We start from the raw sequence: 12,802 nt of genomic DNA, 5'->3' as shown, positions 1-12,802 counted from the left end.
TTTAAACTTATTTAACAATCAACAAAGGTATCGAAATTTTATGTCTTAGCTTATCCACTGTAGTCCCAAAGATCAAATCCTTAAAACCTGTATGACCATGAGTTCCCATAACTAAAACATCAAAACGACCTGCATTTACTAATTCAGGAATTACTTTGTTTGGTTTACCAAAACCCAATTGTACAGCGACATTAAATCCGTTTTCGGCAAGCATTTGCTGATATTCTTTAAGGAGTTTTTCATCAACTATGGTTTCGTGGTCGTCAATGTGTTCACCATAAACCATTGCCCCTACTGTTTCAACCACATGAATCAATGTATAATTAGCCTCTTTTCCACCCAATTCAAAAGCGCTATTCAAAGCTATTTCGTCTGCTGATGAAAAATCGACCGAAATCGCTATCTTCTTTTTCGTGTAGGATTCCGATTTAGAAAAATGCAATTTTAAATTATGAGGAGAATGATTTTGTATTGCCATTCTAGTTTTGGCAATAAAAGGTTTGAAAACAATATAAAGCAACAAAATCAAGAAACTAAAAGCCAATGGAACAACCGTTAACCAAAGAACCATTGGGTTTGCAGAAGCTTCTAACCAACCGTTTATTTCATCAAAAACTAATTTTGCGTTGAGCGAAACAATTATCGTGGCAATAATCCATGAAGCAATTTGAGTCGTTTTGCCAATATGGAAACCTTTCATTTTGGTTTTATCACTCACAAAATGAATCAACGGAATAATCGCAAATCCTAATTGCAAACTCAACACCACCTGACTAAAAATTAATAATTTCCCCGTGACACTTTCACCAAAAATGGTAATTACAATCACAGCAGGAACAATCGCAATTAAACGCGTTATAATACGTCTCACCCAAGGTTGAATTCTTAAATTCAAATAACCCTCCATTACAATTTGTCCAGCCAAAGTACCAGTAACTGTCGAACTTTGTCCTGCAGCTATCAAAGCTACGGCAAACAAAATAGGCGCCCATTTTGTTCCTAACAAAGGCTGCAAAAACTTGTGCGCATCTTGAATTTCGGCGACTTCGTGCATGCCACTTTTAAAAAAAGTTGCAGCTGCCAGAATTAAAATCGCCGCATTAACAAAAAAAGCCAGATTCAACGCAATAGCCGAATCGATAAAATTATATTTCAATGCCTGCTTGATTCCCACAGGAGTTCTATCAAATTTTCGGGTTTGTACCAAAGAAGAATGCAAATACAAATTGTGCGGCATGACCGTGGCTCCAATAATTCCAATGGCAATATAAAGAGCGGCTTCATTTGGCATCGAAGGAATTAATCCTAAAACCACTTTATCGAGTTCAGGTTGAGCAAAAATCATTTCGAAAATAAAAGAAACACCTATTACCGCCACCAAAGCAATAATAAAAGCTTCCATTTTTCGAATCCCTCTATTGATTAAAAATAACAATAAAAAAGTATCCAAAACAGTTATCAATACCCCTTCAATCAATGGAATACCAAAAAGCAAATTAATCCCTATAGCCATTCCTAAAACCTCAGCCAAATCGCAGGCAGCAATAGCAATCTCTGCTAGAAAATACAAAATGTAATTAATAAAAGGCGAATAGGTTTCTCTGGAAGCCTGAGCCAAATCACGCTGGGTAACTATTCCCAATCGCGCACTGAGACTTTGCAATAACAAAGCCATCAAATTACTCATCAATAAAACCCAAAGTAAGGAATAACCAAACTGACTTCCACCAGCTAAATCCGTAGCCCAGTTTCCTGGATCCATATAACCCACACTAATCAAATAGGCTGGACCAAAAAAGGCCATTATTTTTCTAAAAACTGATTTTTTATTTTGTGTCGAAACCGACTGATGTACTTCTTCAAGTGACTTTCCCATTCTATTTACTAACTAGTTAAGGCAAATATAATTATATTTTTTTGTTATATAAAATATAATTTTTAGATTTGTCTAAAATTAAAAATAAGTCAATCTAAATTATTATTGTGAAAAAACTAATAATTGTTTTTAGTGTTCTCATCAGCACAATTTCATTTGCGCAAGCCGGCCTTAAAGGAAAAATAACTTCTGATGGCGTGCCGCTTCATTATGCTAATATCCAAATGAAAAGCATCAAAAAAGCAACGATTAGCAATGAAGAAGGCAATTATAGTATCTCAAAAATTCCAATTGGAGAATATGAAGTGATAGCTACTTATACTGGATTAAAAAGTCAGACTAAGAAGATTCAAATTTCAGATACCACCGAAGTTTATTTGAATTTTGATTTAAAAGAAAATAACAGCTTGGACGAAGTCGTTGTTACTGGAACTTTAAAGGCAGTCAATCGCTTAGAAAGTGCTGTTCCTGTCGAAGTATACAAGCCTGTTTTTTTCAAAAAAAACCCAACATCAAATATTTTTGAAGCGCTACAAAATGTCAATGGAGTACGCCCGCAACTAAACTGTAATGTATGCAACACCGGGGATATTCATATTAACGGATTGGAAGGACCCTATACCTTAGTCCTGATTGACGGAATGCCTATTGTAAGCGGACTTTCAACCGTTTACGGATTATCCGGAATTCCAAATTCATTATTGGAACGCATTGAAATTGTAAAAGGCCCAGCCTCTTCTCTTTACGGAAGTGAAGCAGTAGGTGGATTAATTAACATCATCACTAAAAACCCAAACAATGCCCCGGTATTTTCAGCAGACAGTTACGCTACCGATTGGGGAGAAGTCAATCTTGATTTAGGTTTTAAAGCCAATCTCAATCAATTCGCATCAGTTTTAACTGGAGTAAATTACTTTAACTACAGCAATCCGATTGACAACAACAAGGATAATTTTACCGATGTGACTTTGCAAGACCGAATCTCTGTTTTCCAAAAATGGAACTTTAGTCGAAAAAGCAACAAGTTATTTTCATTGGCAGGAAGATTTTTCTATGAAGACCGTTGGGGTGGCGAGATACAATGGAACAAAAACTATCGTGGTGGCAGCGAAGTTTACGGAGAAAGCATTTACACCAAAAGATGGGAATTATTAGGAGCTTACGAACTCCCAATAAAAGAAAAAATGCTTTTCTCTTTCTCTTATACCGACCATGACCAAAACTCGGTTTATGGAAACACTCCATATTTAGCACAACAACGCATCGGTTTTGGGCAATTAACTTGGGATAAAAAACTAGGCAATCACGATATGCTTTTTGGAACGGCAATTCGCTATCAATACTACAACGATAATACTCCAGCAACTGAAACAAAAGACATCAATTGGATTCCAAGTTTATTTGTTCAGGACGAAATCACATTAGCCGAAAAACACAAGCTTTTATTAGGTTCACGATATGATTACAACAACAACCACGGTTCTATTTTTACTCCCAGATTGGCATACAAATGGAAAATAAACAACAACAATATTCTGCGATTCAATACCGGAACAGGATTTAGAATTGTCAATCTGTTTACCGAAGAACACGCCGCACTAACCGGTTCTCGTAAAGTGATTATTGCCGAAGAACTCAAACCGGAACGTTCTTACAACGCCAATTTGAATTATTTAAAAAAAATATACACTCAAAACGGTAATTTCATCGGACTAGAAACAACGGCTTGGTATACGCATTTTACCAACTCCATCATTCCCGATTATGACACCAACCCGAATGAGATTATCTACAAAAATCTGGATGGCTATGCAGTAACAAAAGGAATTAGCAGCAATATCGACATGGTTTTCAATAATGGTTTAAAACTGATTTTAGGAGCTACCTTTATGGAGGTGAACAAAACCGAAAACGGAATAAAAACCCGTCAAATACTAACAGAAAAATTCACAGGAACCTGGGCAATTTCGTATCGAATCAACAAATTATTTCTTGATATAGATTACACTGGAAATCTTTATGGACCAATGCGCCTACCTACCCTTGGAGATTTAGATCCAAGAAAGGAGTATTCCCCTACTTGGAGCATTCAAAACATCCAATTCACTTTCAACAAGTTCAAAAACATGGAGATATATGCCGGCATCAAAAACCTGTTGAACTGGACACCTAACAAGGGAAATCCTTTTATTATTGCCCGTGCTCATGATCCTTTTGACAAAAATGTGGAATACGATACTAATGGAAATATTCAGGCTACACCCGAAAATCCATACGCTTTAAGCTTTGATCCAAGTTATGTTTATGGACCAAATCAGGGAATCAGAAGCTTTTTTGGATTACGTTACACTTTAAAATAATGAGAAACCTTTTCTACATAACAGTGATTTTCTTTTGGGTAATTCCTTTCGGTTTTGCCCAACTGAAAAGCTATTCGTTTGAAGAAGTAGAAAAATTAGCAAGCCAAAACCCGAAACCCATAATCATTTACATTCATACCAATTGGTGTAAATACTGTGCTATGATGGAAAATTCAACTTTGAAAAATTCAGACATTATACAACTATTGAATACGCAATTCTATTTTGTTGATTTGAATGCAGAAAATAAAAATAACATTACTTTTAACAATTACATCTTCAAATACAAACCAACAGGACAAAACACCGGAATTCATGAATTAGCCACAGCTTTAGCCACCGTAAACAACCAAGTTAGCTACCCTACTATTACTATTCTGGACACTAAAAAAGATATTTTGTTCCAAAAACAATCCTATATAAAAGCGAAAGAACTGATTCGAATACTCGAAAAAACACAAGAAATAGCTATTTTTGAGAAGAATTCGTTCCCAAATCCATGAAACACTATCATTATATTTTTACCGGTTCTGGTTTAGCTGCTCTAATGACGGCTTACAAAATGCTGCAATCCGGAAATTTTAAAAACAAAAGCATTTTGTTAGTGGATGAATCTTCTAAAAAATCCAACGATAGAACCTGGTGTTTTTGGCAAAAAGAAAACACAATTTGGGAAGCTGTGATTAGTAAAAAATGGGATTCAGCATGGTTTGCCAATGAGAATTTTAGACGCAATCTTGATATAAATCCCTATGAATATTGCAAAATCAGCGGGATTGATTTTTACAATTTTGTTTTTGATGCTCTTTCGAAAGAAACAAACATTAGCTTCTTAAACGAAAAAGTAACTAACATCAACGAATTAGACACCCATGTCTATATTTCGACAGAAAATGCCGAGTTCACTTGTGACCAAGTTTTAAATAGTATTTGGAACAGAAACTCATTAACACAACAGTCTAAATTTCCCATTTTACAACAACATTTTATCGGTTGGCACATAGAATCTTCCGAAGCTGCATTTAACCCCAAAGAAGCTACTTTTATGGATTTTTCGGTTGCTCAAAAAGGAAATACCCGATTCATGTATGTACTGCCTTTTTCGGAAAAAGAAGCGTTATTGGAATACACCTTGTTTTCGGAACATCTTTTAGATAATAAAGAATACGAAGAAGAGATTGAAAATTACATTCAAAAGTTAGGCATCAGCCACTATCAAATCATCGAAAAAGAACAAGGCAGCATCCCGATGACTTCATATCCTTTTTGGAAAAAAAACACTAAAAGAGTCTTAAACATAGGCACTGCAGGCGGATGGACGAAAGCCAGTACGGGTTATACTTTTAAAAATGCCGACAAACAATCATCCCGATTAGTGGATTTTATACAAAAGGAAAACGATTTTAGAAAATTCCACCAAAACAGCCGATTCTGGTTCTACGATTTGCTTTTATTAGACATTTTGCACCGAAAAAACGAAGTAGGTTCTCTTATTTTTTCTTCCATGTTTAAAAAAGGAAATCCAGCATTAATTTTTAAATTTCTAGATGAAGAAACTACCTTAATCGAAGACATCAAGGTTATTCTGAAATGCCCAAAAACACTTTTCATCAAAGCATTATTGAGGGCTGGACGTTATTTATAGTTATAAAAATGACTATCAAACTATAACAAAACTTTATAATGCAAACGATTCTGTTCAGCAGATTCTTTGTAACTTTGCAACATTCAATTTACAAATTAAAATACAAAAGATATGTATCCACAAGAAATGGTAATCCCAATGCAAGCTGAATTAACAGCGGCAGGATTTCAAGATTTACATAGTGCACAAGAAGTAGACAATGCTATCAAAGCAGAAGGAACAACTTTAGTAGTTGTAAACTCTGTATGTGGTTGTGCTGCAAGAAATGCACGTCCGGGAGCAAAAATGAGTTTAGAAGGTGCTAAAAAACCAGATCATTTAATCACTGTTTTTGCAGGAGTTGATAAAGAAGCGGTTGATGCTGCAAGACAACACATGTTTCCTTTCCCTCCATCTTCACCATCTATGGCTTTGTTCAAAAACGGTGAATTAGTGCACATGTTAGAGCGTCACCACATTGAAGGTCGCCCAGCTGAAATGATTGCTGAGAACTTACAAGATGCTTACAACGAGTTCTGCTAAGCAAAACTTCTTAAAAAACACAAACCGCAGATTTACAAATAGTGAATTTGCGGTTTTTTGTTTTAAACCATTAAGAAATTAAGGGAATTTAGGATTTGTTTGACCGCAAAGAATGCTAAGTTTTTCGCAAAGTATGAAAAGCTTTCTTAACTAAACTTAATGCCTTAATGGTTTAAATTTCTTTTGTGACTTATGTGGTTAAAATTAACCGCAAAGGACGGTAAGTTTTCACGCAAAGTATGCAAAGCTTCTTAACTAAACTTAATCTTAATGGTCTAAATTTCTTTTGTGACTTATGTGGTTAAAATTAACCGCAAAGGACGGTAAGTTTCCACGCAAAGTATGCAAAGCTTCTTAACTAAACTTAATCTTAATGGTCTAAATTTCTTTTGTGACTTATGTGGTTAAAATTAACCGCAAAGAATGCAAAGTTTTTCGCAAAGAATTCAAAAGCAATCTTAACTAAACTTAACTCCTTAATGGTTTTAAACTTTATGTGTTTTGCGCCTCCTTTGTGCTCTTTGCGGTTAAAAAAATTATCTTCTCTTCACGTAATCCAATTGTTCATCCTGATCGATGATTTCAAATTCGGCGTCTTTTTCCCAAATTTCCATCTCACAAGGTTTACAGTTAAATTTTAGTTTGTATTCGTTCTCTCCGTGTTTCAAAGTTAGCGGCTCGGCTACCTTCTCTCCCATAGTTTCACGTTGGAAACGGGCACATTTACCCAATTCGTACTTCACGCAATACTTGGTCGTCATTACACGGGCTTTTCCAGGATCCCATTGCAATTCGAAAGCCTTTTCAATCTCCGTTACTCCGTGTCTTTTATAAAAAGCTCTCGCTAATTTATTCGAAACATTAAAAGTAAAATCCAATTTTTCTGTTGGATAAGGATGGTCCGTTGGTACAATCTGGAATTCCTCTCTATGATATTCGTTGATACGAATGTCGATTAATTGTTCCAAAGCAATTCTTCGCACTTCATTCACCTTAGAAATTGGCAAGAACCAGTTTTTAGTAAATTCCACGGCAATCGCATCTACAATGAAAGGCGTATTTCCTGTTTTGGCTAAGTTTTTAGAGATATTAGGAATAACAGATTCGGTACTTTTCGCTTCTTCTTTTTCAGTTTCTAAAGTCGAAACACTTTGGTGTCCGTCTTCATCAGTTACGATTAATTGGAAGCCTTCAGCTGTTTCCACAAAACGCATTTCAACGCCAATTTTACGAACCGCAGCGTTTTCTTTTTCTACAATTCGGTTGAATTCTGCATCCGAATTACGGTAAATCATGGTTCCAACAGGAATATTTTTGAACGTATTCGGAACTACAATATCATTTACGATAATGTTAATTTGCACACCATCAGCCACACCATCAGCATTGATAAAATACAAACCGTCACCATTGTTCAGCTTTTCGTAGTTTTCAATCACATAACCATTGGCTTTCAATTCAACTACCTTACCAATGTGTTGCCCTTGTGATTTCGGACTTTCCCAGTTTCCGATTTTTTCTTTACGGTGGTTTACAAAATAATCCGTGTAACCTCTGTTGAAACTTCTGTCCATTTCCGGCTCGAAGTTATAAAACGTTCTACCCGAAGATGCTTTTTGGAATTGATCATTATTCTCTAAGAAAGCATCTAGTTTCTTTCTTAAAAAGGAAGTATTGTTCTTAACGTAAACGATGTCTTTTAATCGACCTTCAATTTTAAAAGAAGTGATACCCGCCTCAATTAGGTTAGGCAATTGATCACTTAAATCCAAATCTTTAATCGAAAGCAAATGACTTTCGGTTAACAAAGTCGTTCCGTTTCCATCAATCAAATTATACGGCAAACGGCAGTTTTGCGCACAAGAACCACGGTTGGCACTACGCTCACCACCGGCAATACTCATGTAGCAGTTTCCACTGAAAGACACACAAAGCGCACCCGAAACGAAGAATTCCAATTCTACATCCGTTGCAGCAGCAATATCTCTCACCTGATCTAAATTCAGCTCACGCGCTAAAACCACACGTTGCATTCCAGCATCTTTCAGGAATTTTACGTGTTTTGGATCACGATTGTTCGCTTGAGTACTGGCGTGAATCACAATTGGTGGCAAGTCCATTTCCATAATAGCCATGTCCTGCACAATCAGCGCATCCACCCCGATATCGTATAATTGATAGATTAATTTTTTACAATCTTCTAATTCGTTGTCGTACAAAATGGTATTAATTACCACAAAAACCTGAGCCTTAAACAAGTGGGCGTATTTGACCATCTCGGCAATATCCTCCACAGAGTTGGTGGCATTGGTACGCGCTCCATAATGTGGTGCTCCAATATATACAGCATCTGCACCCGCATTGATAGCGGCAATTCCCTGAACCAGGTTCTTTGCCGGAGCAAGAATTTCTACTTTCTTTTTCATATAATCAGTACTTCGATTCCTTGTTTTTTGGAATCAGAGTGCAAAAGTATAAAATTGTTCTTGAAAATGCAGGGTTTCAACAAAATTAAGATTAAAACAAACTGAAAAAGAACACTTTACAAAACACAACTACCCAAACTATTAACCAAATCCATAAAAAAACCAAATAGTCAAATAAAGACTCATTTAAAAAAAACTTATCTTTGAAATATTAAAATCATAACAACCATGGACTTACAATTAGCAAAAATGGAACTTATAGAAATGCTTTTAAGTACTCAAAAAGAATCTGTTCTAAAAAAAGTAAAAGCCATATTGGAAGAAGATCAGGTTCATCTTAGTGAAGTTGATTATAAAATTATTGATGAGAGAAGGGAACATCATTTAAGAGAAGAAAGTCCTTCCTATTCATGGGATGAAGTAAAGAAAAACATTCTTGAAAAATAATCCCATGAAATACAAATTAGAGGTTAAACACGAAGCATTTCTTGACATTAAAGAAGCTTATCTCTATTATGAAAGTCGAAAGAAAGGCTTAGGAAAACGTTTTATTGAAACCTTAGAAATCTACATTGATCGTATACAAAAATATCCTGAACACTATCAAATTAAAAGAAATCCTTACAGAGAAGTTTTTATAAAAGATTTTCCTTATTTGATCATTTTTGAAATTGAAAACAAAAGTGTTATTGTCTACGCCGTTTTTAATACTTGGAGAAATCCCGGAAGCAAACCATCTAAAAAATAAAAGATTTTATTTACAAAAATTGTTCTGTATATTTATAGCACTATAAAACATTACAATCAATGGTAAAACTAATCTCGTTATTATTTATTTTTTTCTTTTCATTTTCATTTGGGCAAAGTAAAAACAAAGAAAAATCTTCCAATATGCCTTCACTTTCCAAATGGAAGTTTATCAGCTGCTGTTGCAATGAAAATTCAAATAAAATTTATGATGAAAACACAATATATAATTTGTCTGAAGTAGATGTAAAACCCCAAATATTGGGTCGGATAAAAAAAGAACAATTTATCAAGGATAATTTTAGAACGCCAATAGTAAATGGAAAAAAAATATTTGGTAGAGTCTATGTCATATTTGTAATAGAAAAAAACGGAACTATATCAAATTTAAAAATTCTCAGACATGTAGGCCATGGAACAGACAAAGAAGCTAAAAGAGTAATCCAAAATATGCCAAGATGGAATCCTGCAAAAAAAGCTGGAAAAATTGTAAGATGTTTGTATGCAATGCCAATAGTTATCCCTTAAACAAAAAAGCACGAATCGAAATCCGTGCTTTTAAAAACTAAGTATAGGGAGAAAAATTAATCCACTTTAATATTTACTATTCCAGCGCTAATATTCCCATCAGTAGTCGCTTCAAAAATAATATTTTCCGCCTTTTTATTGGATTGCAAAATCACTAAGCATTTCCCATTGTATAATTTGCGGTAATTCGCTTTAAAAGGCTCTAAACTCGCCTGATATCCATTATCTACACCCACAATTTTGGCACCTCCAGAAACTTTAAAGTTGATTAAATTATCGGCTGTAGGAAGTGGATTTCCGTCTTTATCCTGTAAAGAAACCGTCACGTAAACCAATTCGTAGCCGTCATTTTTAATCTTGGTTTTATCTGCTTGCAAATTGATTTTTGCAGCTTCACCTGCAGTATGAATCTCCGTTTCCTTAACTACTTTACCTGCTTTTCTGGAAACCGCTTTCAGAGTTCCGGCTTCAAAAGGCACTTTCCAGGCAATGTGCAATTCGTCTCCTTTTTTAGATTTCGATCCTAACGATTTCCCGTTTAGGAATAATTCCACCTCATCGGCATTGTTGTAATAGGCCCAAACATCAATGATTTGGCCTTGTTTCCAGTTCCAATGTGGCAATAAGTGTAAGACTGTTTTATCGCTCCATTCGCTTTGGTACATATAATACACATCTTTTGGGAATCCAGCTAAATCCACAATCCCAAAATACGAACTACGGGCAGGATACGGATACGGATCGGGTTCGCCAATGTAATCAAAACCAGTCCAAACAAAGGTTCCGGCAATAAAATCATATTTCTTTGCTGCTTTCCAGTTTTCCTCATGGGTGGTTCCCCAATAAGAAGCAACGTTATCATAGGCTGTCACCGTTAAATCAGGATTCCCATCAAAAGTTTCGCCGTGTTTCTTAGGCCAAAAACGGATAGTATCCGTTGGCATATCATAACGCCCTCGGGTTGCATAGGCCGAAACACTCTCGGAAGCAATGATTTTTTGCCCTTTAAAACGCTCCGGAAATGTTGGATAATCAGCATGTTTGTAGTTAAATCCTAATAAATCCAAAGCTCCCGACTGATAGATAAAATTCTTCTCGGGAACATTCTCCGTCAAAGCCGAAGTTACCGGACGGGTGGTATCCAAGGATTTTACTATTCGCGCCAATTCTTTAGTAATGCGAACACCCGTACTATCAAATTGCTCTCGGATTTCATTACCAATGCTCCACATCATCACCGACGGATGGTTACGGTCACGCTTGATGAAATCTTCCAAATCACGTTGATGCCATTCGTCCCAATATTTGTTGTAATCATTGGATACTTTTTTCTTTTTCCATACATCAAAAACCTCATCCTGCACAATAAAACCCATTTCGTCACACAACTGCAACAATTCTAAAGAAGGCGGATTATGAGCCGTTCGAATTGCATTGGCTCCCATTTCCTTCATTATAGTCAGTTTTCTTTTGATAGCATCAAAATTGGCCACCGCACCTAAAGCACCATTATCATGATGCAAGCAAACGCCATAAATCTTGGTTGGCACGCCATTCAATGAAAAACCTTTTTCGGCATCAAAAGCAAAATAGCGGAAACCCAATGGCGTAGTATAAGAATCAACCAATGCTGAACCCTCATAAATTCGAGTCACCACCTTGTATAGATTAGGATTTTTAGTATCCCATAATTTAGGATTATTCACATCCAATTGATAGTTTTTAATTAATTTGGATAGGGCAGTGATGGTTTCCTCTGTTGTTGTTTGCGACACCGAACGATTACTCGCATCCAAAATATTCGTTATTACTTTTACATTCTTAGTAATAGCTGCATCATTTTGAATGGTAAGTTCGTAGTTAACCGTGGCTTTTGCTGCCGAAACTTTTGGCGTAGTCACATAAGTTCCCCAATGCGCTACATGTACTTTTGCGGTAGTTACGAGGCGCACATTTCTATAAATCCCGGAACCAGTGTACCATCTGGAACTTGGTTGGGCATCGTTATCTACTTTTACAGCAATATAATTTTTTTGGTTGCCAAAGTTCAAATAAGGCGTTAAATCATAAGAGAAAGAAATGTATCCAAACGGACGTTTCCCTAAATGATGGCCATTAATCCACACTTCGCTATTACAAAAAACACCATCAAATTCGATAGCGATGCTTTTATCTTTAGCCGATTCTGGCAACGTAAATGCTTTGCGATACCAACCCATTCCAGCCGGCAAAGCACCCTGCTGCGGTTTGGTTGGATGGTCTTTGCTGAAAGTTCCTTCGATACTCCAATCGTGTGGCAGGTTTAAAGTGCGCCAATCCTTAGCATCAAAATCAGCTTGAATAGCCGTTGGAAAATCTCCTAATTTAAAATTCCAATCCGGATTAAAATCGGTTATTTGTCTACTTTCATTTTTTGTTGATGCACAAGCCATCAAGAACAACAAGACGATTGCTGTTCCCGTTTTTTGTAAAACACTTTTATGTTTATTTATCATTGCGACGTTTTTTTAAACCATATAAGTCATATAAGTACATCTAAGCTAAACTTAAACATAACTTATATAAACTTAAACATCTTATATGGTTATAAATTTATTTCAATTTTACTGACTCTATTTTTTGTTTTTTTCACGCAGATCTAACAGATTTACGCAGATTTAAAAAACTTATATGACTTATATGTTTTTAATTTCATCCT

General features: G+C 35.7%; 10 protein-coding genes. 7 read left to right on the top strand and 3 right to left on the bottom strand.

Annotated elements, in window-relative coordinates; all coding sequences use genetic code 11:
* Nucleotides 1-7: 7 nt before the first annotated feature.
* Nucleotides 8-1,876: an Nramp family divalent metal transporter gene (locus tag ACFPTQ_RS03645; protein WP_379773993.1), complete on the bottom strand. Its 1,869-nt coding sequence runs from the start codon at nt 1,874-1,876 to the stop codon at nt 8-10.
* 107 nt (nt 1,877-1,983) lie between these two features.
* On the opposite strand from ACFPTQ_RS03645, the gene ACFPTQ_RS03640 reads away from it, so the two are divergent.
* The 4 genes from ACFPTQ_RS03640 (at nt 1,984) to ACFPTQ_RS03625 (ending at nt 6,403) form a co-directional block, all read left to right on the top strand.
* Entirely contained in the window at nt 1,984-4,236 is a 2,253-nt protein-coding gene (locus tag ACFPTQ_RS03640) for a TonB-dependent receptor (RefSeq protein WP_379773991.1), read from the top strand.
* Entirely contained in the window at nt 4,236-4,739 is a 504-nt protein-coding gene (locus ACFPTQ_RS03635) for a thioredoxin family protein (protein ID WP_379773989.1), read from the top strand. Before ACFPTQ_RS03640 ends, ACFPTQ_RS03635 begins: the two co-directional genes overlap by 1 nt.
* A complete protein-coding gene (locus ACFPTQ_RS03630; RefSeq protein WP_379773987.1) occupies nt 4,736-5,881 on the top strand; it encodes a lycopene cyclase family protein in 1,146 nt (381 codons plus the stop codon). Before ACFPTQ_RS03635 ends, ACFPTQ_RS03630 begins: the two co-directional genes overlap by 4 nt.
* Before the next feature lie 111 nt (nt 5,882-5,992).
* On the top strand, nt 5,993-6,403 hold the full coding sequence (locus tag ACFPTQ_RS03625; RefSeq protein ID WP_026713989.1) for a BrxA/BrxB family bacilliredoxin: 411 nt from the start codon (nt 5,993-5,995) through the stop codon (nt 6,401-6,403).
* A gap of 536 nt (nt 6,404-6,939) precedes the next feature.
* On the opposite strand, the gene ACFPTQ_RS03620 is transcribed toward ACFPTQ_RS03625, so the two are convergent.
* Nucleotides 6,940-8,829, bottom strand: a complete 1,890-nt coding sequence (locus tag ACFPTQ_RS03620; protein ID WP_379773983.1) for a peptidase U32 family protein — start codon at nt 8,827-8,829, stop codon at nt 6,940-6,942.
* 228 nt (nt 8,830-9,057) lie between these two features.
* Between ACFPTQ_RS03620 and ACFPTQ_RS03615 the strand changes: the two genes are divergently transcribed.
* The 3 genes from ACFPTQ_RS03615 (at nt 9,058) to ACFPTQ_RS03605 (ending at nt 10,104) form a co-directional block, all read left to right on the top strand.
* The gene (locus ACFPTQ_RS03615; protein WP_379773981.1) at nt 9,058-9,276 is read left to right on the top strand and encodes a hypothetical protein; all 219 of its coding nucleotides are present in this window, start codon (nt 9,058-9,060) and stop codon (nt 9,274-9,276) included.
* A 4-nt stretch (nt 9,277-9,280) separates the two neighbouring features.
* Complete coding sequence (locus ACFPTQ_RS03610) at nt 9,281-9,577, top strand: type II toxin-antitoxin system RelE/ParE family toxin (protein ID WP_379773978.1); 297 nt, start codon at nt 9,281-9,283, stop codon at nt 9,575-9,577.
* Between the two features lie 143 nt (nt 9,578-9,720).
* Complete coding sequence (locus ACFPTQ_RS03605; RefSeq protein WP_379773975.1) at nt 9,721-10,104, top strand: energy transducer TonB; 384 nt, start codon at nt 9,721-9,723, stop codon at nt 10,102-10,104.
* Between the two features lie 56 nt (nt 10,105-10,160).
* Here ACFPTQ_RS03605 and galB read toward each other — a convergent pair whose 3' ends face one another.
* Nucleotides 10,161-12,599: a beta-galactosidase GalB gene (galB, locus tag ACFPTQ_RS03600; RefSeq protein ID WP_379773972.1), complete on the bottom strand. Its 2,439-nt coding sequence runs from the start codon at nt 12,597-12,599 to the stop codon at nt 10,161-10,163.
* Between the last annotated feature and the right edge of the window lie 203 nt (nt 12,600-12,802).

It is taken from the genome of Flavobacterium sp. GCM10022190, from assembly GCF_042656445.1.
In the GTDB taxonomy this organism is placed as follows: domain Bacteria; phylum Bacteroidota; class Bacteroidia; order Flavobacteriales; family Flavobacteriaceae; genus Flavobacterium; species Flavobacterium nitratireducens.
Note: the sequence above shows the minus strand (reverse complement) of the source record. Positions and strands in the feature narration are given on the sequence as shown.